The organism is Bradyrhizobium sp. sBnM-33, from assembly GCF_032917945.1.
GTDB lineage: Bacteria > Pseudomonadota > Alphaproteobacteria > Rhizobiales > Xanthobacteraceae > Bradyrhizobium.
Genome location: NZ_CP136624.1, coordinates 4,185,393 through 4,211,463 on the forward strand (window position 1 = coordinate 4,185,393; position 26,071 = coordinate 4,211,463).

Consider the following 26,071-nt stretch of genomic DNA (forward strand, 5'->3'; position numbering starts at 1 on the left):
CTTGTCCACCTCACTACCGCAACAGGCCGCGACAGCAGGGGAGGGAGCGACCGGGACCCGCTACGTTTACAAGGCATCGCTGGTCGGGGCAGCGCATGAGTTCGAACTGACGGACGAAGGGCTGTCGTGGCAGGCGCGGGGAAGGTCCGGGATCTGGCCGTATGCCGATATCGCTGCGGTGCGTCTGTCCTATCGGCCGGCGTCGATGCAGTCGCGCCGCTATCGCGCCGACATCGAACACAAGAGCGGTCAGCGCATCACGGCTTACTCGACGAGTTGGCACACCGTCGTGTTAATGACGCCGCAGGACCGCGATTACCGGGCCTTCATCGAGCAATTGCATGTGCGTCTGAAGGCGGCAGGGAGCAGCGCTGCGCTGATCGGCGGCATCGGGCCGGTAATCTATGCCACCGGCTGCCTGCTGCTGGCGCTGGTCGCGATCGCGATCGCAGGATTGCTCGCGCGCGCCGTCGCTACGGGTGAGTTCGCGGGCGCCTTGTTCCTGGTCGGGTTCGCCGCCCTGTTCGGATGGCAGATGGGCGGCTTCATCTGGCGCAACAAGCCGCGGCTTTACACGTTCGATGAGCTGCCCGAGACCTTGCTCCCGCCGCCACGCAATCCGGCGAAATGAAATGTGACTTCGCCGGACGCGTGACGCGCGGCATCATGATCGGACCGTTTTCGCTATTAGATGAACTGCCGTGACAGATCGAAGTAGGCGATCGCCAACCGAGGCCGAGATTGCCGCGATCAACGCGCGGCATTTGATCGAGACGCCGTTACGGCCGGCCGATCTGCTGTTCATATTCGGAACGCGCGAGGACGTCGAGGAGCGTGTCGATGAAGCCTGCAAGCTGTGGCGCGACGGATATTTTCGCTGGGCGATCGTGAGCGGCGGCGTGACGCCGGGATCGGATCTGTCGGAATGCGAGATCATCGCGGGTGCAATGATCGCGCGGGGCGTTCCGGCCGACATCATCCTGAGAGAGGATCGCGCGATGAACACCGGCGAGAACGTGATCTTTTCGCTGCCGATCATCGATGCTGCGCTCGGCCTCGCCAACATCGGCAGCGTGATCTGTCTCGGCAATACCTGGACGGCGCGCCGCTATCCGATGACGCTGCACCGGCACTGGCCGGAAGTGGAGAAGATGCTGGTCATGGTCGACAGTTTCAGGACGCCGCGGCCGCTCTGGCACACCGACGCCGAATTCAGCCGCCGCGTGCTCAACGAATGGGACAAGATCGAGCCGTACAAGGCGAGGGGCTTTATCGCGGAGTGGCCGGCGCGCGAAACGTGCGATCGATAGCGCTACTCGGTCGTATCGACGTCTTCTTTCGCCGTCAGCATTCCGGACAACGTTCGCAGCGCCAGATCGAGTTGTTCAGTGCTGGGGGCGCCGAGCGCCAGGCGGACGGCGTTGGGGGCGTGGCCTGGACTTACGGCGAAGGTGGTCGACGGGGTCAATGCGATGTCGCGCCGGGCCGCGGCCGCGACGAATGTCTGCGAGCGCCAGTGCTGGGGCAAGGTCAACCAGAGATGATAGGATTTGATGTTGGCTTGAACTTCGAAGCCAGCGAGGTATTTGGCCGCCATCTGCTGGCGCCGTGCCGCATCGATCCGTTTCAGGCGTGACAGCTCGGCAACGGTGCCGTCTGCCATCAACCGCTGTCCGGCCGCAAACGCAAATCCCGAAGCTGTCCACCCGCCCGACCGAACCGCGGACATGACGCGTTCGCGCAGCCGCGGCGGCGAAACGATAAAGCCGAGGGCAAGGCCGGGCGCCACCTTCTTCGACAGGCTGTCGAGCGTGATGCAGCTCTCCGGCGCGAGCGCGGCCATCGGCGTCTCTTCATCAAGAAAGCCGTAGACCGTATCCTCGATGACGGTGAGGCCGAGCTTCTCGATCACGCGCAGCAAATCGGCGCGGCGCGCCGGAGGCATGGTCATGCCGAGCGGATTTTGAATCGTCGGCTGAACGTACAGCGCCGACAAATGCGCTTCGCGGTGAGCCTTCTGCACCGCGTCCGGGCGAACGCCGTTCTCGTCCATCGCAAGCGGCACCAGCGTCACGCCAAGCCTGACGGCGATGTCCTTGATGAACGGATAGGTCAGCGCCTCGACGCCGCAGCGGCCGCCGCTCGGCACCACCGCTGCAAGGGCGGCGGCGATGCATTGCCTGCCGTTCGCGGTAAAGACGAGTTGATCGGGAGCCGGAGACCAGTCTTCGCGGGAAAGAAACTCGGCGGAGATGGTCCGCGCCGCCAATGTGCCTGTCGTGGTCGAGTGCCGCAACGCGAGATCAAGCATTTCGGGGCGTTCCAGCCCTGCAAGGCTTCTCGCGATCATCGCCGATTGCGTCGGCAGTATCGGATAGTTCACTTCCAGATCGATGCGCGCGCCGCGCGGCTCTGCCGGCATGGCGATACCGCGGCGCGTCTCGCCAGACACGAACGTGCCGCGTCCGACTTCACCGACCACGAGGCCGCGGCGCAGGAGCTCGGTATAGACGCGGCTCGCGGTCGAAACCGCGATCTTGCGCTGATAGGCGAAGCTGCGCTGCGGCGGCAGGCGATCGCCCGGCTTGAGCGCGCCGTTGGCGATCTCGGCGGCGACGGTATCGGCAAGCTTCAAATACTCGAACTTCGACATTATTGCACCGAGAGCAATGTTTTCCTTGCACCGAGAAATGTATCGGATCATTTTAAACCCATCAAGCCCATGATTGCACTGAGAGGGGTGCAAGCAATCAGAACTCAATAGGTGCAAACGCTCGGACGGCGTTTGCGTCGGCGGCAGCGCTATGCCGCGCGAAAGCAAGGAGAAGAACGATGACGACGATATCCCAGACGGCAGGTCAGCCTGTTTCACGGAAGGGCCCGGTCGGATTTTTCGGCCTGCTCGGACGCTGGGTGAACGGCGTCGTCACTTATTTTGCGCATCGCGAAGCCATCAAAACGCTGAGTGAACTGGACGACCGCGCGCTCCGCGACATCGGTGTCGAGCGTAGCCAGATCGAGGTGGCCGTGCGCGGCATGATCGATCCAATGTACGGGCGGATGATGTGAGGCGCATTCGGCGTCGCCGTTCGGCGGCGCCTTTACCCTTTCAGTGCCGGACCACCAGCACCGAGCACTTGGCATAGCGCACCACATGACCGGCATTGGAGCCGAGAAAGTAGGTCCGCATCGCCGGCCGGTGCGAGGTCATCACGATCAGGTCGGCCTTGATCGCTGCTGCCTCTTCGAGGATCTCGTGATAGATGCCGCCTTTCCGCACTGCGGTGGAAATGCGCGGCGCCTCGATGCCGGATTCCTGCGCTACGATCGCGAGCGCTTCCTCCGAGGTCGCGCGCTGCTGGGCGTCGAAATCGGCCGGCACGTATTCCGCCAGCATCACCGGCGTCATCGGCAACACATTGAGCAATCGTACCGAGCCGCTCCAGGTTTGCGACAGCGTTGCAGCGGTCGCGATCGCGGGCTTTGCCAGATCGGTATCAGCCAGATCGATCGGCACGAGAATCGACTTGAACATCTGAGCCTCCCGCTGCAGCCGGTCCGGTTCTGATTTGTCAGGACCCGACCACAGCCCTTTGTTTTGATGGGTTTTCTTTTACGCGAACTTGTTCTTAATTCGCTCGAAAACCGCATCATGGCGAGTTTAGCACGGGAGAGCCTGGATGTCCGCGCGCCTCAATCGTCCAGCGCCTGCTTCAGCAATTTCGGACTGGTGAAGCGCACGAGCTTGCCGCGGCGGAATGCCACCTCGCTCCAGTCCTCGGTGGCAAAGTCGAGGATCGCCAGTCCCGCGGTCGGCAGATTGTGCTCCAGTGCCTTCTTCGCCGCCGCGTCGCCGCTGCCGGCGAGCATCAGCGCCAGCTCATGCATGCCGGGATTGTGGCCGATCAGCATCAGGCGTGCAGGGTCGGAGACCTCGGCCATGCGGATAATCCGCAGGAGCTGCGTCGGCTCGGCGCCGTAGAGTTCGTCGAGCAGTTCGACCTGCGGCCGCTGCGGCCGTTCCCGCAGTGCATCCTTCATCGCGTCGCGTGCGATTTCCCAGGTCTGTTGCGCCCGCACTGCGGTCGAAACCAGAACGGCGTCGGGAAAGGGCGGATGCCGGCCGATCCAGGTTCCGATCGCGGCGGCGTCCAACCGGCCGCGCTCGTCGAGACGGCGGTCCTGGTCATGGCCCGAGGGCGCGTCGTGTTCGGTCTTGGCGTGACGCAGCAGCATCAAACGGCGCATGGGCGCGATCTCGATTCGGTCTTAGTCCGGACTAATCTACAAGCTCATGTCTGGGACGAGGTGACAAGCGCTGCAGCCGCCCGTAAGAAACGCCATGCCCGAGACTTTCTCAAGTGTGACCAACGGCCCCGACGATGCCCCTTTTCGCTCGCGTCTTTCGTTCGATCTGGATGTCGACATTTGCGTGGTAGGAGCCGGACTTGCCGGTCTTACGGTAGCGCTGGAGGCCGCGCGACTCGGCGCCAGTGTTGCCGTGCTGGAAGGCCGGCATGTCGGCTGGAACGCGTCCGGCCATCAACTGGGTACGGTCATGCCGGGCTACAATCTTCCAATCGGTGACCTGATCGAACGCGTGGGCATCGAAGACGCGCGCGAATTGTGGGCGCTGTCGAAGGAGGGCGCCGATTACGTTCGCGCCGCCGCAACCGGAGAGGCGATGCCGGGAATTGCGCTCACTGAAGGCGCACTGGAGGTCTCCAACGTTGATGCCGGCGAGACGCTGATCAGCCGGCTGCAGACGCTGAGTGAGGATTTCGAGACCGAAGTCGAGGGATGGCAGGTCGATCGCGTTCGGGATCAGCTCGGGACGGCACGCTATTTCCACGGCATCTATTATCCGCGCGCGTTCCAGATCGACGGCCGCAAATACATCCACGGCCTTGCCGCGCAGGCAAGGCGGGCGGGCGCGCGCATCTTCGAGGATACGCCCGTCGTCAGCATCGATCCGTCGGGCATTCGCAAGCGCATCGTGACGCCGTCGGCGCGGCTGCGCGCCTCTCACATCGTGCTGGCCGGCAACGTTCATCTCGGCGCCCCGTTGCGCCGCCTGTCGGAGACGCTGCTGCCGGTCTGGCGCTATGCCGCGGTGACGGAGCCGCTCGGTGAGCGGCTCGGCGAGGTGATCGCCTTCAGGGGCTCGGTGGCCGACAGCGACGGCATCGATCATTTCCGAATCATCGACGGCGACCGGCTGATGTGGGCGAGCCCGGAAACCACCTGGGAGGCGCGGCCGCGCCGTTTTGCGCCCGTCATTCAGCGCCGCATTGCCACGATATTCCCAGGGCTCGGCAAAGTCCCGATATCAGACGTCTTCGGCGGCGCAGTCGGGGTGACCGTGCACGGCATGCCGCAGATCGGCCAGTTGCGCAAAGGCCTGTGGGTTGCCAGCGGCTTCGGCCGCCACGGGCTGAACACTTCGGCGATGGCGGGGAAGGTCATCGCGCGCAGCATCGTGTGGGGCGAGGACCGCTGGAAACTGTTCTCGCCGTTCGAACTGGTGTGGGCGGGCGGCGTCACCGGCCGCGTGGCCGGCCATTTGATCGGGCTGTGGGGGCGTGGCCATTCCGCCGTGGCGGGCGCGCTGGCCCGTTACCGCGAAGGCGCCCGCGCCCGGGAACGGGTGCGCGAGGCGCGGTTGGCGGAGGCCAACCGGCAGGCCGGAACCAGGGCGCCGCGTCGTCTGCCGGTCGCGCCGCGCCCCGTGCGCCCACAGCCGCCGCGGCCGGCAGAGGCCCGGGACGGCGGGATGCCGGTCGCTTCCTCGCAGGAAAGTGAGAAGGTCCGGGACGGATCGGTGTAACTTCGGCGCTTCCGGGCCGTACTTGATGGCGAACCGTTAGGCCCGCCTCGCACGGAGAATTCCATGTTCGACCGCCGTATCCTGCTCGTATCCGTAGCCGGCCTGTTTGGCTTGGCCGCTTTCCGCTGGCTGCGCACCACGCCGGCGCAGGCCGGCGAGAAATTCGAGGTGGAAAAGACCGACGCCGAATGGCGCGCCCAGCTCACGCCGCAGCAGTACGAAATCCTGCGTAAGCACGGCACCGAGCGGCCGGGCTCGAGCCCGCTCCTGAAGGAAAAACGCAAGGGCATCTTCGCCTGCGCCGGTTGCGATTTGCCGCTGTTCTCCTCGGACACCAAATATGACAGCGGCACCGGCTGGCCGAGCTTCTGGCAGCCGCTCGACAATGCCCTCGGCAGGACCGAGGACCGCACTTACGGCATGCTGCGCATCGAAGTGCATTGCCGCCGCTGCGGAGGCCACCTCGGACACGTCTTCAATGACGGGCCAAAACCGACCGGCTTGCGCTATTGCATCGATGGGTTCGCTCTGGTGTTCCACCCGGCGGGGCCGTCGGCTTCGTAACGGCCGCCGCTCGGCAATTGTTGCCCGCCCGGCAAATGTGCCCCGGCCTTTGGACCGGGGCTTTTTTCTTAAGTCTTTGATTTCTATTGGTTTTGTGGTTTGGCACAACGCTTGCGACATCTTCTCCCGACGCGGCCTGGGTTTACGTGGACCAGCGAGCCGCCCGGATCGAATTTGGAGAAAATGTCATGGGTATCTTCGGCGCTCTCACCACCGCGGTCGGCGGTCTCCGCGCCAACTCCTACGCATTGGAAAACGTCTCGGGCAACATCGCCAACTCACAGACGACGGCCTTCAAGCGCATCGATACCTCCTTTCTGGATCTCATTCCGCAAACGTCCAGCACCGCGCAACTCGCCGGTGGCGTGACCACGCAATCCCGCTCCACCAACTCGGTACAGGGCGACGTGCAGACGGCGTCGGTCGCAACTTTCATGGCCATCAACGGCAACGGCTTCTTCGCGGTGCAGAGGCCCGGCAACTTCACCGACGGCACGCCTGTATTCGACGGCGTGGACCGCTACACCCGCCGCGGCGACTTCCAGCTCGACAAAAGCGGCTATCTCGTCAATGGCGCGGGCTATTATCTGCAGGGCGTTCCGATCGACCCGACCACCGGCAATCCCTCGGGCAGTTCGCCGCAGGTTCTCAGATTCCAGAACGACTTCCTGCCGGCGCAGCAAACTACACGGATCGACTATCGCGCCAACCTCGCCAGCTATCCGCTGACGACCAAGCACGACGTTTCCGTTCCCGGATCGGAATTGATCGCGCCCGGGTCATACAGCGCCGGACATAATCCCTTGGTGCTTGGCACGCCGCCGGCGCCCTATACCGACGCCTCCAGAAGCGGCACCACTCAGAACAACAAAGCGACGCCGTCAGTAGCCAATACCGGCGCGACCGCCCTTTCGGGCGCGGCCGGCACGAACTCGATTTCCTCGAACTTTGTCGCCGGCGACACCATCACGGTCAATGGCACCGTCATTACCTTCGTGGCGGCGGGCGCCGTCGGCAACCAGCTCAATGTCACCGACGATATCGATGACCTACTCGCCAAGATCGACTCGATCACCGGTACGGCAACCGCGTCCACGATCGCCTCCGGCTCGATCACGCTGCATTCCGGCACGGCCTCCGATCTCTCGGTCTCGAGTTCGAACACCACGGCCTTCGCCGCGCTCGGCTTTACCGGCACCGTGACGGCGACGCGCGGCGGCGGCGGCGGTGTAGGCACCGGCCAGGTCGTCGGCAACGACAACTCGACGTTCCTCGCCGAGTCGATAGCGGGTGGTGCGGTCACGACCTACGACATCTCGGGCGCGCCGGTGAACCTGCAGTTCCGCTGGGCCAAGGTCGACAGCTCTTCGCTCGGCGCCGGCCATACCGACACCTGGAACCTGTTCTACCAGGTCAATCCCAACGCAACCGGCACCCAGGTCGCCTGGCAGAACGTCAACACCAATTTCACCTTCTCCGCCTCGGGCCAGATGTCACCGCCGGTTCCGTCTGTGGAGCTCACCAATGCCGTCGTCAACGGCGTCGCGCTGGGCAGTCCCGTCATCAACTTCGGTACCGGCGGTGTCACCCAGTTCGCGGACGCCAATGGCAACGTGCAGGTCAACCAGATTCAGCAGGACGGCTTCCCGGCCGGCCAGTTGCAGTCCGTCGGCGTCGGCACCAATGGCCGAATTGTCGGCAACTATTCCAACGGCCGCAACCTCGACCTCGCCGAAATCTCGGTCGCGACCTTCAACGGCACCAACTTCCTCAAGCGCGTCAATGGCGGCGCCTTCGAGGTCACCGACGCATCCGGCCAGGCGCTCTATGGCAATGCCGGAACCATCGTCGGCTCGTCGCTGGAGGGATCCAACACCGACATCGCCGACGAGTTCACCAAGCTGATCGTCACCCAGCAGGCTTACTCGGCCAACACCAAGGTGATCACCACTTCCAACACGATGGTGCAGGATCTCCTCAACGTGCTGCGCTGATCCGCGACGGCTCGTTCGCGAATACGATTTGAGATGGGCAATTAGTCATGGGTTTGAGTCAGGCTCTCTCCACCGCAATGTCCGGCCTGCGCGCGACGCAAGCCGCGATCGCGTTGGTCGGATCGAACGTCGCCAACGCGGAAACGCCTGGCTATGTCAGGAAGTCGATCATCCAGTCCGCTGGCGTGACCGGCGATTACGGCTCGAGCGTTCTGCTCCACGGCGTCGATCGGCAGCTCGACCAATACCTGCAGACGCAACTGCGCACGGAAACCTCCGGCGCAGCCTACGCCGATATCCGTTCGACCTATCTCCAAAATTTGCAGAACGTCTACGGAAATCCGGCTGAAACGGGCACCATTGAGGATGCGTTCAACAAGCTGCTGACCGCCTTCCAGGGCCTGTCCACCAGCCCGGATTCGCAGTCAGCGCGGATCGGCGCCGTCAGCGCCGCGCAGACGATGGCGCAGACGCTCAACGCGACGACGCAGGGGATTCAGGCTCTTCGCGCCAACGCCGAGATGGGCATCAACGATTCCATCGTGACCGCGAATAACGCGATGGCCCAGATCGCGTTCATCAACAATCAGCTCCAGAACAACGGCAAGACCGACGCGGCGACGGCATCGCTGCTGGATCAGCGCGATCAATACATCACCCAGTTGTCGAGTCTGATGGACATCAGAACGGTCGTCAACGACCTCAATCAGGTGACCGTGTTCACGAATTCCGGCGTGCAACTGGTCGGCACCGAGGCGGCGCAGCTCTCGTTCAATCCCCAGGGCACGATGACGCCCAACACGCTGTACAATTCCGACCCGACCAAGAACAACGTCGGCACCATTACCATCAACTTCCCGCATGGCGGCAGCTACGATCTGGTGTCGACCAACTCGATTCGTTCGGGCAAGATCGCTGCCTATCTCGAGCTGCGCGACAACACGCTGGTGAAGGCGCAGGCGCAGGTCGATCAATTCGCGGCGGCGATGTCGAGCGCGCTGTCGGACAAGACGACCGCGGGCACTGCCGCTCCCGCGTCCGTGCTGCCGGCGGCCGGTTATGATCTCGATCTCACAGGGTTGCAGTCAGGCAACGTCATTCGCGTCAGCTACAAGGACAACACCACCGGCATCACGCACAATCTCTCGATCGTGCGCGTCGATGATCCGAGCGTGCTGCCACTGAGCAATACCACGACGCTCGATCCGAACGACGAGGTGCTTGGTATCAATTTTTCCGCCGGCATGGGATCGGTGGTTTCCCAGCTCAACGCTGCACTCGGGTCGACCGCCAATCTTCAGTTCTCAAACCCGTCAGGCTCGACCTTGCGCGTGCTGGACGATGGCGCGCCGAATCGCTCCGACGTTCTGGCGGCATCGGTCACCACGACAATGTCATCGCTCACCAGCGGTAACGCCCAGCTCCCGCTGTTCACCGACAATGGCGGACTCTATACCGGCGCGCTTACCGCCAACGGGTCGCAGCAGACGGGTCTCGCCGGCCGCATCAGCGTCAATCTCGGGCTGCTCGGCGATCCCTCGCGCACCATCGTGTTTTCCACCAGCCCGTTGACGCCTTCGGGCGACACCACGCGCTCCGACTTCATTCTCACGCAGCTGCAGTCGGGAAATTATCGCTATTCCCCGCAGACCGGTATCGGAACCACTGGCGCTCCGTTCACCGGCACGCTGACCAATTTCGCCAAGCAGTTCATCAGCCAGCAGGGCGAAGCGGCGACCGCTGCCAAGCAACTTGCGGATGGCCAGAGCGTGGTGCTGAACACCTTGCAAAAAAAGGTGAGCGATGCTTCGGGCGTCAATATCGATGACGAGATGGCGCATCTGCTCGCGCTGCAAAATGCGTACTCCGCCAACGCGCGCGTAATGTCGTCCATCAAGCAGATGTACGACACGCTGATCCAGGCCATGTGAGGGTTTCATGTCGATCGATGGCGTTAGCGGCAGGACATCCTATATCGGGACCTCGATCCTCAATATCCGCAAGCAGCTCGATGATCTGACGCAGCAGCTCGCCAGCGGCCGGGTCTCGACGACCTACGCCGGGCAGGGTGCCAATCGAGGCTTCGCGCTCAGCCTGCGCGCGCAGGTCAGCAGCATCGACGCGTTCAAGGATACCGCGACCAACGTCAATACAAGGCTTAACGTCGTTAACCTGGCGCTGCAGGGCCTGGTCGATATCGGCACTTCGGTGAAGAGCGCTGCCAGCACATCGACCATCGTGCTCAACGATAACGGTCAGACCTCCGGCCAGATCACGGCGCAGGCGGCGTTCTCGAATGCGGTGTCGCTGCTCAACAGCCAGACGGGCGACCGCTATCTGTTTTCCGGCCGCACCACCGACACATCAGCGACTGTGCCGGCCGACGTCATGCTCGACGGCGTAGGCACGCAGGCCGGTCTGAAGCAACTGATCAACGAGCGTCGTCAGGCCGATCAGGGCGTCGGCAACATGGCGCATCTGACGGTCTCGTCGCCGCCATTGACGACCACCGTGACCAGCCTCGCCGAGGACGGTTCATCGTTCGGGTTGAAGCTCGGTGCGATCAGCTCATCGCTGACGGGGGCGACCGTGACCCAGCCGACCGGCGCGCCGCCGGCCGCCACCGTCGATCTCGGCGCGGTCAATCCGAACAACGGCGACAAGATCACGTTCAACTTCAACCTGCCCGACGGCACTACGGAGTCGATCGCGCTGACCGCGACGACCACCAATCCGCCGCCTGCCGGCTCGTTTTTGATCGGCGTCGATACGATCGCAACCACCGCCAACCTGCAGGCGGCGCTGACTTCTTCGATCCAGACGCTGGGCGACACGGCGTTGGTTGCAGCGTCCGCGATCGCAGCGTCGGAGAATTTCTTCAATCCGTCCGCGACCGTGACCGGAAGTGCAGTCAACAATCAGGCCGCGGTGCCGGCGCCGATCACCGGCGCTACGCTGCTCTCGGGGGCTGCGGGAACTGATTCGCTAGCCGCGAGCTTTGCGGCGGGCGATACGATTACGGTCAACGGCACGCCGATCACCTTCGTCGCAGCGGGCGCGACCGGCAACCAGCTCAATATTACCGACAGCGTGCAGACCTTGCTGGCCAAGATCGATTCGATCACCGGCACCGGTACGCCGTCGACCGTCACCGGCGGCGTGATTGCGCTGCATGGTGGTGACGGCGCAAGCCTGACGGTTTCCAGTTCGAATGCGGCCGCATTCGCGGCGCTGGGGTTCAGCGCCACGGCGAGTGCAAATCCGGCACCGTTGCGTGTGAACGGCCCGCCATTTGCCACTGCCACCAATCTGATCGGCGGCACAACCGCCAACACCGTCTCGTGGTACACCGGCGAAGTCGGCAGCGATCCGCCGCGCGGCACCGCGATCGCGCGCATCGACCAGTCGATCACGGTGCAGTATGGCGCGCGCGCCAACGAGCAGGCGTTGCGCTATCAGTTGCAGAACATCGCGGTGTACGCCGCGGTCACGACCAATGCCGCCAATCCGAACTCAAAGGCGCAGGTGAACGCGCTGCAACAGCGGATTTCGGCAAACTTGGCGCCACAGAGCGGCCAGCAGTCGATTCAGGACATGCAGGCGGAGTTCGCTGGCGCACAGAGCGCTATCAAGGCCTCGACCGACCGCCAGACCCAGCTCAAGGGAATGGCGCAGACCATGCTAGACCAGATCGAAGGCATCAACCAGGACGAGGTTGCGACCAAGATCCTGGCGCTGCAGACCAGTCTGCAGGCTTCGTATCAAACGACATCGATGCTCTACCAGACCACGCTGACCAAGTTCCTGCCGATCTGATCGAGCATTGTTCGCTCGCAACAAAACAAGGCCTCCTTGCGGAGGCCTTGTTTTGCTTTGCGGCGCGAGCGTGGCTATGCGGATTTGCGATCGGGCTGCTCGGACGATTGCAGTTTCCGGGCGGTCTCCAGGATCTGCTCTTCATGGCCGATCAACTTTTTCGCTTCCTTGAGCGCGTGGTAGAGATCGCCGTTCAGAGTGAAGTTGTTGATACCCTCGATGAAGGGCCATGCGCTCGGCATTGTGGTGAGGATGTCGCGCACCAAGCTGAAATAAGTCGGGTGGTGGGCCATCGGATCCGGCGACAGGTACATGAGCTGTACAGCGAGATAGACCAGCTTGGCCGGCGTGTCGGCGGTCTCGGGCGTGAGGATGTCCTTCTCGCGCAGGATCGGGATCCTGTCGCCGTCGATCAACAATCTGGCGCGCTGATCGGTATTGGTGACCACGCAGGCGCCGATAATGATTCGCTCGTGCGGTTTGAGCTCGACTTTCAAGGCCATGCCTGTTCTCCGTTTGACGCTTTTCGCGCGGTGTCGATTGCCCGCCGGCAGATTCGGCATCCTTTCTGATGATGGTTAACCAATGGTGAACATGTGAATAGTGCCCATTTGGCGGGGCTTTCTTGTGCCTGATCAGTAGGAATACGGAGCAGATTCCGACCCGGCGAATTAATTTCACCGGCGTCAACTTCAACGCGGCCGGTCTCGGTCTCACCAACTTGGTCCAGGGTACCGAATTGATCGACAACTCTGCCACCAACAAGGCTATCACTCGAGCTCCGCTCGACGCTGTTACGCGCGCAGGCGCCTGCGCTGAGTTCCAACCCTGTCGATCGCACAGATCCGTCAGGACTTCTCGCAGAACCAGATCAACGCGCTGCAGACCGGCTCGTCGAACCTGACGCTTGCCGACACGGCGAACAGTCAGGCGCTGTCGACCGCCAGTCGATCGCGGTGTCCGCACTGGGGCGGGGAGACCCGCCGCCATTTCTCTTTTGGACTTTCCCGCTCGAGAAGATCCCGGCATGAAGAAAAGTACCGAAGATGAGAATTTGGGCTTCGATGTTAATTCCATCAGAACCTGATGGCCGGCATGCTGACGAAAATGTGGATTTCTGCCGGACTACCGACACAATCGGTAACACTTGCTAACCATATTTAAAGGCGCAACCCGTATGAAAGTTGGGCAGTTTTTCTGCAGTCCCGCGGTCAACAGCTCCCATCGAGGTTAGTGAATGTCTAATGCAGCCCAGGCCTACGCGCGTACATCGCAAACGACGACGTCCCCCCGTGAAATCGAAGCGCAGGCGCTGCTGAAGGCCGCACGGCAACTCCAGGAAGTCCAGTCGAACTGGAACGGCCCTGATAAAGCCATGCACAACGCGTTGCTGTTCAACCGTCGGCTATGGTCGATCTTCATGAGCGCCGTTGAGGCGAGCGAAAACCCTCAACCGATCGAAGTGCGGCAGAACATCGCGAACATCGGTGTCTTCGTGATGAAACAGACTGTCGACATGCAATTGAACCCGGATCCGGCGAAGCTGAAGTCGCTGATCGACATCAATTGTAATCTCGCGGCCGGCCTTTCGGGTCGCGGCTAACCGGTTCGAAGGAGCGGGCCAAGATGGCTGACCTCTGGAGCATCATATCAGCCAACTACAAGACGGTGGGACTGACCGTTCCATCCAAGACTCCGTACGTGGCGGTCGATCCCAAGCTCTATGAAGGCACCTGGACCGGGAAGTATCCTGACAACAAGACGTTCAAGTTCACGATCTCGAACGTCACCGGCTTTCGCGCCAAGGTGCAGTACCAGAGCGGCGGCACCAACAAGTTCCAGGAAGTTCTGATCAAGGATCTTTCGTTCCGGATCGGTGACACCAAGTTTACGCTCAGTACTCTCGGGAAGGCCGAAATCAAGAACGTCGTCACCGATGCGGCGAGCGGCCAGACCTATCTCGACCAGGCCTACGCATCGCGCTCGAGCTGATGTCGGCTCAGGCCTTGCGGTCGGTCGCGCGAAGCCGCGTCGGGGCGTCCTTGGTCAGGTCGAGCGTGTGGAAATAGGCCCGCCGGCGCAGCACGGCTTCCTCCGGAAACTGCTTCACCACCTGGCTCGTCTTGACGTCGACTACCTGGTAGACGACGGCGCGTGCATCGCGGTCGATCACGACCTGGTTCGATACTGCAGGATTCGAAATCGAGACGCGGACCGCGGCGGAATCGGTGCTGGCGCGGGCGCTTGAGTCGACTGCCGAGACGCTCTGGCTCGCCGGCAGTTCGGTTGCGACCGCATGTTGTGCCGCCTCGCTCACGTGCTGAACGATCGGCGCGGCAACCGGTGCCCCCACCGGTTTGATGTTGAAATCTGTACTCATGGCAGCCTCCAGGCTTGCTGCGAGTCAAATCCCAACCCCTCGTCGACGCAATATAGCCGGGCACCTCTCAACGCGGTGTTAGGGAATACGCTGAATCCCGCTCTGACGCGGGCGCGCAAATTTAGTGAAAATTGTAGCGGACAGAAGCCCGCGATCGCTTACAGCGAGCGGCTGACCGAGAGCGGGGTGATGTTGCGCGGTCCCGGCGCGGCGCGTTGTCCGGAAGCGGTATAGGTGTTCGGAATGTTCTTGCGCTGGATCTCGGCGTTGACGCCGCGCACGATGCCTTCCGACACTGCGTGCGCAGTCGCAAGCACGGTGAGATTGATCTGCAGCATCGCGCGGAAGGTGTCGTGATGGCGGCGCAACGTCGCCAGCAGTTCCGGCGATACCTGCGCCAGATATTTTTGCGCGTTCTTCAGATTCTCGACCGCGACCATGTAGCGACGCGACTGCTCGCCCTTCTGCTCTTCCAGCCGTATCGCCTCGCGCACGTTGCCGGCGCGAACCAGTTCGGTTTCGCGCTCGATGATGCCGAGCAGCGCGCTCATCACATCCATCAGCTCTTCCGCGAGCTTGCGCGCCTCGGCCGGCGTGGAGATCGCTCTTGCTGGTGCGGGTGCGGGGCTGGCCTGAGGACGCTGATTCATGTCGGGGTTCCTTTTGGATCAGCCGGCGCGGTTGGCTTGCTGCAGGATCAAGGAGCGGAAGACGTCGTTGGAAATGCCGATGCCGCCCGATTTGGTGAACGATTTCGAGTATTCGTCCGTCAGCATCGAGCGCCAGACGCCGGTGCCGGTCGTGTCGCCGAACGGCCCTTCGCCTTTGACGCCGGTGGTCATCTGCGAAAACATCGAGTTGAGGAACATCGCCTCGAACTCCTGGGCCTTGGCGCGCGTCTTCTTCTGCGCCTCGGGCGAGATCTTCTTGAGCGCGTCGGCGAGTTGCGGATCGTTTCGGCCGTTGATCAGCGAAGTCTTTTTCTTCGAGTATGCGCCGATGCCATTGATAAGGCTCGTGTCCATCACATCACCTCGATGTCGGCCTGGATCGCGCCGGCGGCCTTGATCGCCTGCAGGATGCCGATCAGGTCGCGTGGGCCGATGCCGAGACCATTTAGGCCATCGACGAGTTGCTGCAGCGAGACGCCGTCCTTCACGACCGCGAATTTCTTGCCGTCCTCGGAGACGCTGACGCCGGTGCGCGGCGTGACGACAGTTCGGCCGCGCGACAGCGGATTGGGCTGGCTGACTTGCGGGCTTTCGGAAATCGAGACGGTGAGATTGCCCTGCGCCACCGCGACGGTAGCGACGCGAACATCGCGGCCCATCACGATGATCCCTGAGCGTTCGTCGATCACGATTTTGGCGGCGAGATCCGGCTCGACCTGCAATTGCTCGATCTCGGTCAGGAAGGCGACGACATTGCCCTTGAATTCGGCGGGGATCGCGAGCTGCACCGTGGAGGGATCGATCGGCTCGGCGGTCTTGACGCCGAGGAAATCGTTGACCGCGGCCGCAATGCGCTTGGCGGTGGTGAAGTCGGCATTGCGCAGCGCCAGCCGCACATTGGGCAGGCGATTGAGCGCGAATTCGATCTCGCGCTCGATGATGGCACCGTTGGGGATCCGGCCGTTGGTCGGTACGCCGCGCGTGACACTGGCGGCGGCCCCTTCGGCTGCGAAGCCGGAGATCGCCAGCGAGCCCTGGGCTACCGCATAGACGTTGCCGTCTGCGCCGAGCAGGGGGGTGACGAGCAGGGTGCCGCCCTGCAGATTCTTGGCATCGCCGAGCGCGGAGACCGTGACGTCCATCCGCGTGCCCTGGGTACCGAAGGCCGGCAGATTGCCGGTGACCATGACGGCGGCGACGTTGCCGGTGCGGATGGTGGCGCCGCGGATGTTGACGCCCATGCGTTCCAGCATCGCCTGCAGCGATTGTTTGGTGAAGGGAATGTTGTTCAGCGTGTCGCCGGTGCCGTTGAGGCCGACCACGAGGCCGTAGCCGATCAACTGGTTCTGTCGCACGCCTTCGATATTGGCGAGATCCTTGATCCGCGACGTCGCGCCCGCGGACGAGGGCGCTAATGCCACCGCCAGCAGCGCGGCGCAGGCCACCCAAATCAGTCTTGCCGAACGGATGCCGGGCATCCTGTGCTCCCCTCGAGGTCTTCCACCGGACCGCAGGCGCCACTCCCATGACGACGGTCCGGCATTAACTATGCGAGCGCCGTGCCACACTGCATTGCCGCTGCAATGCATTGATATTGCTGGATGTTCGTTGGCGACGCGAGGTCGCGGCGGCTTCACCACGATGGGCGAAACTGCCGCATGTCGGCAGATTTTGCCGGGCCGTTTACGCGTCATTAACCATAAGAAGGCGAAGGTCACTCTATTCTCAGGGCGAGATCACCACGATGCGCATCTACGGACCGAACGGCACCACGCTTGGATCGCCCGCAAGTCATACGCGGCGAACCAGTTCGACCGGCTTCTCGCTGCCGGAGACGCCGACGACGCCCGAGGAGCCACGCTCGGCCGCAGCGCCCAAAGCCGCCGGCAACATCGACGCGCTGCTTGCGCTGCAGGGCGTCGAGGATCCGACCGAGCGCCGCAAGCGTTCGGTGGCACGGGGCAGGGGCGCGCTCGACGTGCTCGACGAACTCAAGATCGGCTTGCTCTCCGGCAATCTCGATGCTTCTACGGTGAACCGGCTGCGCGATGCCGCTGCCAATCTGAAGTCGTCCTCCGGCGATCCCGGCCTCGATGCGGTGCTGGCCGAGATCGAGCTGCGCGTCGAAGTCGAACTGGCGAAGGCTGGTCGGTTCTAGATTCCGAATGTCGTTGCCCGGCTTGACCGGGCAACCCAGTATTCCAGAGACGCCTGCTTCTGACCGAGAGGCCACGGCGTACTGGATGCCCCGCTTGAAGCGGGGCATGACAGCAGTGGATGACTCACGCCGCCATATCCTTGCGCGCCGCGTCGTAACGGCGCTGCGCGTTCAGCACCTCCTTCAGGTTCTTCTCCGCCCAGTCCCGCAACGGATCGACCGCGTCGGCGAGCGTCGCGCCGAGTGGTGTGATCGAATACTCCACCGTGACCGGCACGGTCGCGATCGCGCGGCGTTTGATCAATCCGTCGCGTTCGAGCGATTTGAGAACCTGGCTCAGCATCTTCTGCGAGATGCCTTCAATGGTGCGGCGTAACGCATTGAAACGCATCGGCTCGTGCCTGATGAGGAGCAGGATGAGTACGGCCCATTTGTCGCCGACGCGATCGAGAATCTGCCGTGTCGGGCAATCGGCCGAATAGGCGTTCGGGGTTTTCGAATTGGCGGCTTTCACGGCGGTTACTCCGGCGTAATCAGGTGACCCAAAAGTGCTCTCTTAACACCTACATTCTTTTCGCTATCTAGTCACCATCGGATACCACATTCGCGTATCGCAAGGGAGACCTCCATGAAAATCGCCGTCATCGGCGCGTCCGGCAATGCCGGTTCGCGCATCACCGCCGAACTCGCCCGCCGCGGCCACAGTGTGACCGCCATCGCCCGCCATCCCGAAAAGATCACCGCCCAGGCCAACGTCACGCCCACCGCGGGCGATGCCATGGACCAGGCGGGACTGGCCCGGCTGCTCGCCGGTCATGATGCCGCGATCAGCTCGATCCACTTTCTCGCCAGCGACCCGGCCAAGCTGATCGGTGCCGCCAAGGATTCGAAGGTCGGCCGCTACCTCGTTGTCGGAGGCGCCGGCAGTCTTGAAGTGGCCCCGGGCGTTCGGCTGGTCACCACCCCGGGTTTTCCCGTGGCATACAAGGCGGAAGCCGAGAAGGGCGCCGCCTTCCTCGATCTGCTCCGGGCCGAGAAGGAACTTAACTGGACCTTCCTGTCACCCTCGGCCCTGTTCACCGCCGGCGAGCGAACTGGCAAGTTCCGCCTCGGGACCGACCAGCTTTTGACCGCTGCCGACGGCAAAAGTTCGATTTCCTTCGAGGATTTCGCAGTTGCACTCGCCGACGAGATCGAGCGTCCCGCCCATATCGGCCAGCGCTTCACGGTCGGCTACTAGCCCGCCGGGCGGTCCCGATAACTTTGCCTGTGCAAGGCCTTGGGGGAGGTACCCCCAAGGAGGCGGCCTATATTGTCTGTCACAACCCGCCGCTATATAAGGCCCGCGCGGACGGACAATTTTCCGCCCCGCCTTGCACGTGAAGATGGGCTGGCCTTGGAAAAGTTGAAGAATTATCGACCCTCCGAAAAAGAGCCTTTCATGAACGACCGCCAGCGCGAGTATTTTCGCGCCAAGCTGCTGGCGTGGAAGGACGAGATCCTGAGGGAATCGAAGATCACCCTGCAAACGCTTCAGGAAGAGAACGTCAATCATCCGGATCTCGCTGATCGCGCCTCTTCCGAAACCGATCGCGCCATAGAACTGCGCGCCCGCGACCGCCAGCGCAAATTGATCTCCAAGATCGACGCGGCGCTGCAACGCATCGAGGACAACACCTACGGCTATTGCGAGGAGACCGGCGAACCGATCTCGCTCAAGCGGCTGGAGGCTCGCCCCATTGCAACGCTGTCGGTGGAAGCGCAGGAACGTCACGAGAAGCGCGAGAAGGTTTATCGGGACGAGTAGGGCATGGCCTGGCGGCTGACCGCGAAGGGCGGTCAGCGCTGCAGGCTGCAACCATGAAAGCCGCCGCTGATGGACAAGATTCTCGCGGCCGCACAGAACATCGCTACTGCCCGCCGCAATCGCGCGCCGCTGGCCGCGCTGCCGCCTGAGCTAGCGCCTGCCGATGAAGCCGAAGGCTATCAGACCCAGCGCGCCGTCCACGATCTGCTGCTGCCACAGACCGGCGCGCTGGTCGGCTACAAGATCGGCTGCACCAGCCCGGTGATGCAAGAGTATCTCGATATTCCCCATCCGTGCGGCGGTGGCGTGTTCGCCAAGGGCGTGCACGACTCGGGTGCCAAGCTGCGCTTCGGCGATTACGTCCGCGTCGGCGTCGAATGCGAGATCGCGGTGCGGCTCGCACGTAATCTCGCGCCGTCAGAAGCCCCGTTCACTGCGGAGTGGGTGATGGAAGCGATCGAGGCCTATCACCCCGCGATCGAGATCGTCGACGACCGCTACGTCAAATGGGAGACGATGGGCGCGCCGACGCTGGTCGCGGACGATTTCTTCGCCGCCGGCTGCGTGCTCGGTAAGGCGGTGGCGCGCACCAAGGCGCCGGATCTGCTCACGGTCAAGGGCCGGGCCACTGTCAACGGCAAGGAGGCCGGCCGCGGCACCGGCGCCGACGTGCTCGGCCACCCCCACAACGCGCTGGCCTGGCTCGCCAATCATCTCGCCGAAGAGGGCAAGGGGCTAGATGCCGGGCAAATCGTTCTCACCGGCAGTCTCGTGAAAACCGTGTGGCTCGAGCAGGGCGATGCCGTCAGAATGGAGCTCGACGGGTTGGGCATGGCGGAAGCCAAATTCACTTGAAATGACAGTAATGGCTGAGAGCGTTCCGTCGGTTCTCGAGTCCGAAGCGAGAGGCGAAATCGCCGACGTCTATGCCGACATCCGCAAGGTGCTCGGCACCAGCGTGGTTAACCTGGTCTGGCGCAACCTCGCGACCATGCCGGGCGCGCTGGAATGGACGTGGGCGACGGTGCGGCCGCTCTATCTTGGCGACGCGCCGTTGCACGCCGAAAACGTCAGGCGAACGATCGCATTGCCGGATTGGCCCGGTTTTTCCATCGACACGTTGCTAGCCGCCGGCGTGGACGAGACCGAGCGCGCGCTGATTCGTGACGTGCTCGACAGCTATCAATATACCAACGCGCTCGCGCTTGTCGTGCTCTCGGCGCTGCTGGCGCATTACGAGCCGCGCCCGGCCGATGCCGTGAGCCCAGTCGATACGGCGCCACCGGCGCCCGGCACCAAAATTCCGGAGCTGCCGCCGATGGAGGCGCTGGACCCCGAGGTGACGGCGCTGGTCGCCGAATTGAATTCCTTCGGCGAGGACACCGAGCCGCAACTGATTGCGAGTATGTACCGGCACCTGGCGTACTGGCCGTCCTATCTGGCGCTGGTGCGAACAATGCTGGCGCCACTGCAGCGGGAAGGGCGGCTAAATGCGCTGACGCTTTCGACTCGCGTGCTGGGGCACGCGCATGGTGCGATTCTCGCAAAGCAACTGAAGCCGGCGCCGCCGCCGGATACGCTCAAACCTGCGCTCGCTTCTTGCCGCCTGTTCGTCGAACATCCGATTGCACGGATGACAGGGCTCTGCGCCATGATCCGGCGCGCGACGCCGGAGTGAGGCATCAGCCGTCGGAGCACTTCAACTCGGACTTGTCCCAGAATGATTTGATTGCATGGAAGGGAACGGTGACCCGCTCCCGAGCCCCTCTCAATCGCAGCAGGACATCGAAGCGGTCGTCCTTTACATTCAACTGCTCGAAGTCATTCTGCAGGATGATGGTCATATCGTCGGGATATTTTGACTTTAGGCCAAGCGACAGCTTCACGCCGTCGGCGCCGGTGCGAAACGTGAGATTAACCGGCCGCTGCTCGGAGGCGAGGCGAAGCGTCTCGGCAATCTTGGAGCGCGCCGCCGGCTTGCTGCACGGCTCGGCGAGCGCAGGCGAGGCCGAAAGAAGGATCGCGAGGAGGAGAAGCAGTATTGCTTCACAAGAGATCGTCCCACCCCGCACTTGCGGGGTAGCCAGCACGCCGCGACCTGTCGTTTCCATCACTGCGGTCTCTGGAATACTCGATCGCCTGCTTCTCGGGCGAATGACAAGTGGATGTGCGCTCGCGTTTCCGCGGCTCGTTTTGCCCGGTCATGCTAACGGGTTCCCTCAAAAAAGAAAGAGGGCGCGGGAGCGCCAGATGCCCGCAGCACCCGCAGTCCGTGTGTATTGGAAGTAAGCCCACGGTAATCACTGCAGGTGTGCCGATTACCGTGCGGTGCCTGCGCCATGAGTTTAGCGGCTTAGGTCGTGCTCCCCGGCCATGAATCCGTCTTGCCATCATCGCCGGCGAATTAATGGTTAATTGAAAACTTTGCCGGGCTAGAAGGACCTTCGCCGTTCGTTCACGCGCGGTTGCTTGCATCAGTTGATGCCGCCCTGCGACAAACTTGCGCACCCGAGCTGCCGCATCCACCACATCCTGCGCCGGGTCTCCGTGGCGATCGCGCTATGCCTCTCCCAACAGGACGCGGAAGCTGTAGCGATGCTTTGAACAGCCTCGACAGGCAGCTTCAGGGGCCTGGCACGTTTGCGTGCGTTCGTGGCGGACGCGGCTTACGATCAGGAACCTGGTGCAGCAGGCGCAATTGGATTGGTGTGTGCACCAGACGGGAAACGGCCATAAAGATGAAATCAATTTCGCTCGCAGCAGCCTTCGTACTCGCCTGCGCCGCTGCGTTCGCGCAGGGCGGCAGTTCACAGGCCGGCGGCCCCGGTTCGAAGGCTACCGGCGGAGCCGGCATGAAGAACGGCGCAACGGGCACGACGAGCAGCAACTCCAGCCCTTCATCCAAGGACGCCAGCATGCAGGGCGCGGGGACCGCAGGCGCCGTGGACAAGAAGGGCGATGCTACTTCTCCCGGAGGAACCATGAAGAAGTAACGTTCGGGCGGGAACGATTCCTGATCGGGAAAATTATGCAATCGTGTTTTCAGATACGCGGCAACCTTTCAGGCTCTGGCGCAATCTTCCCCCCGAGAGGCGCCGGGGCCTGCTTTTTGGTTGACCGGTGGTTGATTCCGCGCCCGGCGCTGTTAGCAAGCCGTATTATTTATTGTCACAGGCTGATGACGTACGCGCTCATCGCCAGCAAAACGGCGACGCTGACGGCGATAATGATCAAGAAGAATTTTCCCATTGCTCCGCCTTTCGCGGGTCACAACGCAAGGCAGCAGGAATAGTTCTCCGCTGACAGGCGAACGCAGGCTCTGCGTTCGCGTTCGCCCCTGCCAAGCGAAAGAGGCCCGCGTCAAGGCGGGCCTCTCGGAGGTTAGGCGCGACGGCAGTTACATCGCGATCCCGTAATAATCGTTGACGGCGCGGGTCCGGGTCGGATCGCTCCAGTTCCAGGTGTTGTCGTTGCCGTAATGCGGTGCGCCCTTGAGCTGCGCCTCCGTCACGCCGGTGACGTAGCCACCGAGCGAGGTATCATATTTCAGCGATTGCCAGGGTAGCGGATAGTGATCGTCGCCGATGCCGAGAAAGCCGCCGAAGGAGAGCACGGCGTAGGACACCCTCCCGCTCTTCTTGTCGATCATGACGCGCTCGATCGAGCCGATCTTGTTGCGATCGGCGCCATAGACTGCAGTTCCCTCGACCTTGTCGCTGCCGATCAGGTTGCCGGTTTCGTCTGCTTCTAGTGCCATGGGATTCTCCTCCCGCTAGATGGATGAACGAAAACAAGAGCGGGGTGGAAATGTTCCGGAGTGTGGCAGCTACCCCTCGACGCATCGATGTGGATGTCGTGCGTCCAATCGCACGTAGGCTTACCTGTCAATTGGGGTCGTAGACATGTCCGCTAGGGGCTACTGACATCCGAAGCTTGGCCGGCACACGCGGCCGTGCCTAAGGCCGATCTGCTAAGCCTCGACGAAGCCTCCGCCTAATTGTTCCCGGGAATGCAACATGCGGGTTTGATGGCATCGGAGGACTCAACAACATTAGCCGAGGGCAGCGCCGCGCTTGTGCGTGTGGCGAAAAACCTGAATAATTTCCAACGGACGGATCGGAGGATTGCGGTTGCGTGCTTGCAGCCGCTTGTTGGAGCTATTCCACATGTCGACGCTCACCGCGCATGGCGCGTGCTTACTGTGGAAGCCGGAACTGATCTGGCTGAACGTTATTTCCGACGCGATGCTCGCCGGCGCCTTCTTTGCTACGGCGTTCGTCCTCGCGTTCTTCGTGTGGCGGCGCCACCGTGAGCTTATGTTCCGGGGCGTATTCCTGACATTCGCGATCTTCGTCGCAGTCTGCGGAGTGACCCGCCTGCTGTCCATCTACACCATGTGGGTGCCGGCTTATGAAATCGAGGCCTTGACCAAAGCCTTCCTGGCGCTGATCTCGGTCGCGATCACGGCAGCACTGCTGTTGCTGCTGCCGCGGATCCTGGTGCTTCCCACGCGCATGCAGCTTGCGGATGCCAATGCGGCACTTGAGCAGGAAGTCAGGCAACGCCGCGAAGCCGAGGCGATGGTCAAGCGTTTTGAGGAGAAAGAGGCCACCGAATCCAAGGTCCGACAAGCGCAGAGGATGGAAGCCATCGGCCAGCTCACCGGTGGCGTCGCGCACGACTTCAACAATATTCTAACTGTGATCACCGGGACCATCGAAATCCTCAGCGATGCGGTCAAGGATCGTCCACATCTCGCTCAGATCACCAATCTGATTAGCGGAGCGGCAGCAAGGGGGGCTGAGCTGACGAAGCATTTGTTGGCATTCTCCCGTCGACAGCCGCTGCAGCCGCGCAATACCGACGTCAACGCGTTGGTGATTGATACAGCGCGTCTGCTACGACCGACCCTCGGCGAACACATCGAAATTGAATCGATGCTGGCGCACGATTCTGCGCCGGCCCTGATTGATCCCAGTCAGCTCTCGACCGCGATCCTGAATCTCGCCCTTAATGCACGTGACGCGATGTCTAACGGCGGGAAGCTGACGTTAGAAACCAAGAATGTGGTGCTCGATGAGAACTACGCTCGCCTGAACAGCGAGGTTAGACCAGGAAACTACGTCATGATCGCAGTAAGTGACACAGGGGAGGGAATTCCCGGCAGCCTGCTCGAAAAGGTGTTTGAGCCATTCTTTACCACCAAAGAAGCCGGGAAGGGATCGGGGCTCGGCCTCAGCATGGTCTATGGCTTCGTTAAACAATCGAATGGACATATCAAGATCTACAGCGAAGAGGGCCACGGCACGACCGTGAAGCTATACCTGCCGCAGGCCACATCTGGTGGCTCGGAGGCGCCCGCCGGCGCGACCGGCACGTATGCGGGCGAACATGGCGAGGAGACTATCCTGATTGTCGAGGACGACCCGCTGGTCCGCGAATACGTCGTGGCGCAGATCACCCGTTTCGGGTTCCAAACGCTCGCCGCCGGCAATGCTGCCGAGGCGCTGGCTATCATCGACGGACCCCGACGCGTTGACCTGCTGTTCACTGACGTAATGCTCCCCGGGGGCATGAATGGCCGCCAGCTCGCGACCGAGGCGGTCAAAAGGCGCCCGGAGCTCAAAGTGCTTTATACCTCCGGTTATGCTGAGAATGCCCTTGTACATCATGGCCGTCTCGAGGCTGGCGTGCTGCTGCTGCCAAAGCCTTATCTCAGCGCCGATCTCGCGCGGATGCTTCTAACCGCGCTGGCATCGTGAGTTCTTCCGGATGGGCAGGCGATTCCTTGACTTACTGAATAGCGTCAGGCGTACCGGGGCGCAGGGGTCTGGACCGTGCGCTGTGCCGCATCGACGCGGAGGGACCATGTCCCTCGCCAGGACCCTGGGCGTTCGCATCAGGTCCAGTTCTTAGATCGATCGCCGTTGCCGGCCGGCGAAGAGACCGTAGACAAAGAGCACGATGATGGCGCCGACTACCGCACCGATCAGACCCGCGCCCTCTCCGGGCCTGTACCATCCGAGCGCCTGGCCGAGATAAGTCGCCACGAAGGCGCCGACCACGCCCAGTATGGTGGTGAGAATGAAGCCTGAGGGCTCGTTGTCGCCAGGCATAATGAACTTGGCAATCACGCCGGCAATGAAACCAATGATGATCGTCCAAAGTATGCCCATCTCGATGCTCCGTTCCTGATTGCCCCGATTCATGCTGCGGGCAAACGGCCGTCCGGCGTGTATTTGTCGACGGCGGCCGGGAGCTCGCGCGACAATCTCGCCAGGATTTCCTCCTGCGACAGTCCGGTCTGCTGTTCGAGTTGTGCCAGAACGTCGGAGCCGATCGCCTGGTTCAATTCCGGCGGCGAGACATCCTTGTTCGGGCCCTGATTGATCCAGGATTCAGCCTTATCTCCCTGGCCGTTTTGCTGGAACCTATCGAGCAGTTCGCCGATCCCGCCGCTGAGGAGGCCGCCAACCCCGGCGCCGCCCAACACCCCACTCAGATTGCCCAGCAAGCCGCCCAGGGGCTGCTGACCGGCGCCCGAATTCGGCTGGCCGCCGCCAGCGCCCTTGAGAAGTTCTGCCAGTTTGTCGCGGTTCTGATATCCGGCAATGGCGAGTAGCCCAAGAAGGGCTGTCATCGATGGCATTCCGCGGCCCATGGTCGGCTCCCTGTAGTTCGGTGCTGTCAGGAACGCAGGGCGGAAGCTTCGGTTCCAATGCGTGAACGGCCGTGCGAGGAGAACAATGCGCGCCCGTGCCGCCGCAAGCTCAAGATGATCCTCGCGCAAACGACCACGGCCTCCGCCAGGGGAGCTGACGGAGGCCGCGTTGATACACTTCATCGCGCCTAGG

Annotated in this window: 30 protein-coding genes and 1 pseudogene; 18 read left to right on the forward strand and 13 right to left on the reverse strand. The window is 62.5% G+C overall.

Annotated features, from left to right (window positions below; translation table 11 throughout):
- Nucleotide 1: 1 nt before the first annotated feature.
- A complete protein-coding gene (locus tag RX328_RS19065; protein WP_213246232.1) occupies nt 2-631 on the forward strand; it encodes a hypothetical protein in 630 nt (209 codons plus the stop codon).
- A gap of 70 nt (nt 632-701) precedes the next feature.
- Nucleotides 702-1,310, forward strand: coding sequence for a YdcF family protein (locus tag RX328_RS19070; RefSeq protein ID WP_213246231.1), 609 nt, complete (start codon nt 702-704; stop codon nt 1,308-1,310).
- 2 nt (nt 1,311-1,312) lie between these two features.
- Here RX328_RS19070 and RX328_RS19075 read toward each other — a convergent pair whose 3' ends face one another.
- The gene (locus tag RX328_RS19075; protein ID WP_213246229.1) at nt 1,313-2,653 is read right to left on the reverse strand and encodes a PLP-dependent aminotransferase family protein; all 1,341 of its coding nucleotides are present in this window, start codon (nt 2,651-2,653) and stop codon (nt 1,313-1,315) included.
- Between the two features lie 179 nt (nt 2,654-2,832).
- Between RX328_RS19075 and RX328_RS19080 the strand changes: the two genes are divergently transcribed.
- Nucleotides 2,833-3,069: a DUF1127 domain-containing protein gene (locus RX328_RS19080; RefSeq protein WP_213246227.1), complete on the forward strand. Its 237-nt coding sequence runs from the start codon at nt 2,833-2,835 to the stop codon at nt 3,067-3,069.
- Between the two features lie 40 nt (nt 3,070-3,109).
- Here the strand turns inward: RX328_RS19080 and RX328_RS19085 are convergent, their stop codons facing one another.
- Both RX328_RS19085 and RX328_RS19090 read right to left on the reverse strand, forming a co-directional pair.
- The gene (locus tag RX328_RS19085; protein WP_213246225.1) at nt 3,110-3,535 is read right to left on the reverse strand and encodes a universal stress protein; all 426 of its coding nucleotides are present in this window, start codon (nt 3,533-3,535) and stop codon (nt 3,110-3,112) included.
- Between the two features lie 158 nt (nt 3,536-3,693).
- Nucleotides 3,694-4,248, reverse strand: coding sequence for a SixA phosphatase family protein (locus RX328_RS19090; RefSeq protein WP_213246223.1), 555 nt, complete (start codon nt 4,246-4,248; stop codon nt 3,694-3,696).
- Nucleotides 4,249-4,342: 94 nt separating this feature from the next.
- Between RX328_RS19090 and RX328_RS19095 the strand changes: the two genes are divergently transcribed.
- From RX328_RS19095 to RX328_RS19115, 5 genes are all read left to right on the forward strand, one after another.
- On the forward strand, nt 4,343-5,827 hold the full coding sequence (locus tag RX328_RS19095; protein ID WP_213246221.1) for an NAD(P)/FAD-dependent oxidoreductase: 1,485 nt from the start codon (nt 4,343-4,345) through the stop codon (nt 5,825-5,827).
- Nucleotides 5,828-5,890: 63 nt separating this feature from the next.
- Nucleotides 5,891-6,391, forward strand: a complete 501-nt coding sequence (gene msrB, locus RX328_RS19100; RefSeq protein ID WP_213246219.1) for a peptide-methionine (R)-S-oxide reductase MsrB — start codon at nt 5,891-5,893, stop codon at nt 6,389-6,391.
- 188 nt (nt 6,392-6,579) lie between these two features.
- A complete protein-coding gene (locus tag RX328_RS19105; RefSeq protein ID WP_213246217.1) occupies nt 6,580-8,385 on the forward strand; it encodes a flagellar hook protein FlgE in 1,806 nt (601 codons plus the stop codon).
- A gap of 47 nt (nt 8,386-8,432) precedes the next feature.
- Nucleotides 8,433-10,316 carry a flagellar hook-associated protein FlgK gene (gene flgK, locus RX328_RS19110; protein ID WP_213246215.1) on the forward strand — a complete coding sequence of 628 codons (1,884 nt, stop codon included), beginning with the start codon at nt 8,433-8,435 and terminating at the stop codon, nt 10,314-10,316.
- A 7-nt stretch (nt 10,317-10,323) separates the two neighbouring features.
- Nucleotides 10,324-12,201, forward strand: a complete 1,878-nt coding sequence (locus RX328_RS19115) for a flagellar protein (protein ID WP_213246213.1) — start codon at nt 10,324-10,326, stop codon at nt 12,199-12,201.
- Nucleotides 12,202-12,275: 74 nt separating this feature from the next.
- Here the strand turns inward: RX328_RS19115 and flbT are convergent, their stop codons facing one another.
- Nucleotides 12,276-12,704, reverse strand: a complete 429-nt coding sequence (gene flbT / locus RX328_RS19120) for a flagellar biosynthesis repressor FlbT (RefSeq protein ID WP_213246211.1) — start codon at nt 12,702-12,704, stop codon at nt 12,276-12,278.
- Nucleotides 12,705-12,871: 167 nt separating this feature from the next.
- On the opposite strand from flbT, the pseudogene RX328_RS19125 reads away from it, so the two are divergent.
- The 3 genes and pseudogenes from RX328_RS19125 to RX328_RS19135 form a co-directional block, all read left to right on the forward strand.
- Nucleotides 12,872-13,232, forward strand: a pseudogene (locus tag RX328_RS19125) (hypothetical protein); the annotation flags it as partial.
- A gap of 206 nt (nt 13,233-13,438) precedes the next feature.
- Nucleotides 13,439-13,804, forward strand: a complete 366-nt coding sequence (gene flaF, locus RX328_RS19130; RefSeq protein ID WP_213246209.1) for a flagellar biosynthesis regulator FlaF — start codon at nt 13,439-13,441, stop codon at nt 13,802-13,804.
- 23 nt (nt 13,805-13,827) lie between these two features.
- Nucleotides 13,828-14,193: a hypothetical protein gene (locus RX328_RS19135; RefSeq protein ID WP_213246207.1), complete on the forward strand. Its 366-nt coding sequence runs from the start codon at nt 13,828-13,830 to the stop codon at nt 14,191-14,193.
- 7 nt (nt 14,194-14,200) lie between these two features.
- Here the strand turns inward: RX328_RS19135 and RX328_RS19140 are convergent, their stop codons facing one another.
- The 4 genes from RX328_RS19140 to RX328_RS19155 all read right to left on the reverse strand — a co-directional run bounded on the left by RX328_RS19140 (nt 14,201) and on the right by RX328_RS19155 (nt 16,730).
- Nucleotides 14,201-14,581 (reverse strand): hypothetical protein, encoded by a 381-nt coding sequence (locus RX328_RS19140; RefSeq protein WP_213246205.1) that lies wholly within the window; start codon nt 14,579-14,581, stop codon nt 14,201-14,203.
- 158 nt (nt 14,582-14,739) lie between these two features.
- On the reverse strand, nt 14,740-15,231 hold the full coding sequence (locus RX328_RS19145) for a hypothetical protein (protein ID WP_213246203.1): 492 nt from the start codon (nt 15,229-15,231) through the stop codon (nt 14,740-14,742).
- Nucleotides 15,232-15,249: 18 nt separating this feature from the next.
- Nucleotides 15,250-15,606: a flagellar assembly peptidoglycan hydrolase FlgJ gene (gene flgJ / locus RX328_RS19150; RefSeq protein WP_213246201.1), complete on the reverse strand. Its 357-nt coding sequence runs from the start codon at nt 15,604-15,606 to the stop codon at nt 15,250-15,252.
- Nucleotides 15,606-16,730, reverse strand: a complete 1,125-nt coding sequence (locus RX328_RS19155) for a flagellar basal body P-ring protein FlgI (RefSeq protein ID WP_213246199.1) — start codon at nt 16,728-16,730, stop codon at nt 15,606-15,608. Before RX328_RS19155 ends, flgJ begins: the two co-directional genes overlap by 1 nt.
- A 266-nt stretch (nt 16,731-16,996) precedes the next feature.
- Here RX328_RS19155 and RX328_RS19160 point away from each other — a divergent pair, with 266 nt between their 5' ends.
- Nucleotides 16,997-17,410 carry a flagellar assembly protein FliX gene (locus RX328_RS19160; RefSeq protein ID WP_213246197.1) on the forward strand — a complete coding sequence of 138 codons (414 nt, stop codon included), beginning with the start codon at nt 16,997-16,999 and terminating at the stop codon, nt 17,408-17,410.
- A 124-nt stretch (nt 17,411-17,534) separates the two neighbouring features.
- Here the strand turns inward: RX328_RS19160 and RX328_RS19165 are convergent, their stop codons facing one another.
- Nucleotides 17,535-17,924, reverse strand: a complete 390-nt coding sequence (locus RX328_RS19165; protein WP_213246195.1) for a winged helix-turn-helix transcriptional regulator — start codon at nt 17,922-17,924, stop codon at nt 17,535-17,537.
- 114 nt (nt 17,925-18,038) lie between these two features.
- On the opposite strand from RX328_RS19165, the gene RX328_RS19170 reads away from it, so the two are divergent.
- The 4 genes from RX328_RS19170 (at nt 18,039) to RX328_RS19185 (ending at nt 20,895) form a co-directional block, all read left to right on the forward strand.
- A complete protein-coding gene (locus RX328_RS19170) occupies nt 18,039-18,650 on the forward strand; it encodes an NAD(P)-dependent oxidoreductase (RefSeq protein WP_213246193.1) in 612 nt (203 codons plus the stop codon).
- Between the two features lie 201 nt (nt 18,651-18,851).
- Nucleotides 18,852-19,217: an RNA polymerase-binding protein DksA gene (gene dksA, locus RX328_RS19175; RefSeq protein WP_141686941.1), complete on the forward strand. Its 366-nt coding sequence runs from the start codon at nt 18,852-18,854 to the stop codon at nt 19,215-19,217.
- Between the two features lie 69 nt (nt 19,218-19,286).
- Nucleotides 19,287-20,072, forward strand: a complete 786-nt coding sequence (locus RX328_RS19180) for a 2-keto-4-pentenoate hydratase (RefSeq protein WP_213246191.1) — start codon at nt 19,287-19,289, stop codon at nt 20,070-20,072.
- A gap of 10 nt (nt 20,073-20,082) precedes the next feature.
- A complete protein-coding gene (locus RX328_RS19185) occupies nt 20,083-20,895 on the forward strand; it encodes a hypothetical protein (protein WP_213246189.1) in 813 nt (270 codons plus the stop codon).
- Nucleotides 20,896-20,899: 4 nt separating this feature from the next.
- On the opposite strand, the gene RX328_RS19190 is transcribed toward RX328_RS19185, so the two are convergent.
- Nucleotides 20,900-21,328 (reverse strand): ClpXP protease specificity-enhancing factor SspB, encoded by a 429-nt coding sequence (locus RX328_RS19190; protein ID WP_213246187.1) that lies wholly within the window; start codon nt 21,326-21,328, stop codon nt 20,900-20,902.
- Between the two features lie 627 nt (nt 21,329-21,955).
- Here RX328_RS19190 and RX328_RS19195 point away from each other — a divergent pair.
- Nucleotides 21,956-22,210, forward strand: a complete 255-nt coding sequence (locus tag RX328_RS19195; RefSeq protein ID WP_213246185.1) for a hypothetical protein — start codon at nt 21,956-21,958, stop codon at nt 22,208-22,210.
- A gap of 404 nt (nt 22,211-22,614) precedes the next feature.
- Here RX328_RS19195 and RX328_RS19200 read toward each other — a convergent pair whose 3' ends face one another.
- On the reverse strand, nt 22,615-22,974 hold the full coding sequence (locus RX328_RS19200; protein ID WP_213246183.1) for a PRC-barrel domain-containing protein: 360 nt from the start codon (nt 22,972-22,974) through the stop codon (nt 22,615-22,617).
- A gap of 409 nt (nt 22,975-23,383) precedes the next feature.
- On the opposite strand from RX328_RS19200, the gene RX328_RS19205 reads away from it, so the two are divergent.
- Nucleotides 23,384-24,979 carry an ATP-binding protein gene (locus RX328_RS19205; RefSeq protein ID WP_213246181.1) on the forward strand — a complete coding sequence of 532 codons (1,596 nt, stop codon included), beginning with the start codon at nt 23,384-23,386 and terminating at the stop codon, nt 24,977-24,979.
- A gap of 150 nt (nt 24,980-25,129) precedes the next feature.
- Here the strand turns inward: RX328_RS19205 and RX328_RS19210 are convergent, their stop codons facing one another.
- Nucleotides 25,130-25,393, reverse strand: a complete 264-nt coding sequence (locus tag RX328_RS19210; RefSeq protein WP_213246179.1) for a GlsB/YeaQ/YmgE family stress response membrane protein — start codon at nt 25,391-25,393, stop codon at nt 25,130-25,132.
- A 29-nt stretch (nt 25,394-25,422) separates the two neighbouring features.
- Nucleotides 25,423-25,878 (reverse strand): YidB family protein, encoded by a 456-nt coding sequence (locus tag RX328_RS19215; RefSeq protein WP_213246177.1) that lies wholly within the window; start codon nt 25,876-25,878, stop codon nt 25,423-25,425.
- Between the last annotated feature and the right edge of the window lie 193 nt (nt 25,879-26,071).

Coding starts and splice junctions, on each gene's coding strand:
- RX328_RS19075 (WP_213246229.1), bottom strand. CDS start 2,653: ATGTCGAAGTTCGAGTATTTGAAGCTTGCCGATACCGTCGCCGCCGAG.
- RX328_RS19080 (WP_213246227.1), top strand. CDS start 2,833: ATGACGACGATATCCCAGACGGCAGGTCAGCCTGTTTCACGGAAGGGC.
- RX328_RS19085 (WP_213246225.1), bottom strand. CDS start 3,535: ATGTTCAAGTCGATTCTCGTGCCGATCGATCTGGCTGATACCGATCTG.
- RX328_RS19090 (WP_213246223.1), bottom strand. CDS start 4,248: ATGCGCCGTTTGATGCTGCTGCGTCACGCCAAGACCGAACACGACGCG.
- RX328_RS19095 (WP_213246221.1), top strand. CDS start 4,343: ATGCCCGAGACTTTCTCAAGTGTGACCAACGGCCCCGACGATGCCCCT.
- msrB (WP_213246219.1), top strand. CDS start 5,891: ATGTTCGACCGCCGTATCCTGCTCGTATCCGTAGCCGGCCTGTTTGGC.
- RX328_RS19105 (WP_213246217.1), top strand. CDS start 6,580: ATGGGTATCTTCGGCGCTCTCACCACCGCGGTCGGCGGTCTCCGCGCC.
- flgK (WP_213246215.1), top strand. CDS start 8,433: ATGGGTTTGAGTCAGGCTCTCTCCACCGCAATGTCCGGCCTGCGCGCG.
- RX328_RS19115 (WP_213246213.1), top strand. CDS start 10,324: ATGTCGATCGATGGCGTTAGCGGCAGGACATCCTATATCGGGACCTCG.
- flbT (WP_213246211.1), bottom strand. CDS start 12,704: ATGGCCTTGAAAGTCGAGCTCAAACCGCACGAGCGAATCATTATCGGC.
- flaF (WP_213246209.1), top strand. CDS start 13,439: ATGTCTAATGCAGCCCAGGCCTACGCGCGTACATCGCAAACGACGACG.
- RX328_RS19135 (WP_213246207.1), top strand. CDS start 13,828: ATGGCTGACCTCTGGAGCATCATATCAGCCAACTACAAGACGGTGGGA.
- RX328_RS19140 (WP_213246205.1), bottom strand. CDS start 14,581: ATGAGTACAGATTTCAACATCAAACCGGTGGGGGCACCGGTTGCCGCG.
- RX328_RS19145 (WP_213246203.1), bottom strand. CDS start 15,231: ATGAATCAGCGTCCTCAGGCCAGCCCCGCACCCGCACCAGCAAGAGCG.
- flgJ (WP_213246201.1), bottom strand. CDS start 15,606: ATGGACACGAGCCTTATCAATGGCATCGGCGCATACTCGAAGAAAAAG.
- RX328_RS19155 (WP_213246199.1), bottom strand. CDS start 16,730: ATGCCCGGCATCCGTTCGGCAAGACTGATTTGGGTGGCCTGCGCCGCG.
- RX328_RS19160 (WP_213246197.1), top strand. CDS start 16,997: ATGCGCATCTACGGACCGAACGGCACCACGCTTGGATCGCCCGCAAGT.
- RX328_RS19170 (WP_213246193.1), top strand. CDS start 18,039: ATGAAAATCGCCGTCATCGGCGCGTCCGGCAATGCCGGTTCGCGCATC.
- dksA (WP_141686941.1), top strand. CDS start 18,852: ATGAACGACCGCCAGCGCGAGTATTTTCGCGCCAAGCTGCTGGCGTGG.
- RX328_RS19180 (WP_213246191.1), top strand. CDS start 19,287: ATGGACAAGATTCTCGCGGCCGCACAGAACATCGCTACTGCCCGCCGC.
- RX328_RS19185 (WP_213246189.1), top strand. CDS start 20,083: ATGGCTGAGAGCGTTCCGTCGGTTCTCGAGTCCGAAGCGAGAGGCGAA.
- RX328_RS19190 (WP_213246187.1), bottom strand. CDS start 21,328: ATGGAAACGACAGGTCGCGGCGTGCTGGCTACCCCGCAAGTGCGGGGT.
- RX328_RS19195 (WP_213246185.1), top strand. CDS start 21,956: ATGAAATCAATTTCGCTCGCAGCAGCCTTCGTACTCGCCTGCGCCGCT.
- RX328_RS19200 (WP_213246183.1), bottom strand. CDS start 22,974: ATGGCACTAGAAGCAGACGAAACCGGCAACCTGATCGGCAGCGACAAG.
- RX328_RS19205 (WP_213246181.1), top strand. CDS start 23,384: ATGTCGACGCTCACCGCGCATGGCGCGTGCTTACTGTGGAAGCCGGAA.
- RX328_RS19210 (WP_213246179.1), bottom strand. CDS start 25,393: ATGGGCATACTTTGGACGATCATCATTGGTTTCATTGCCGGCGTGATT.
- RX328_RS19215 (WP_213246177.1), bottom strand. CDS start 25,878: ATGGGCCGCGGAATGCCATCGATGACAGCCCTTCTTGGGCTACTCGCC.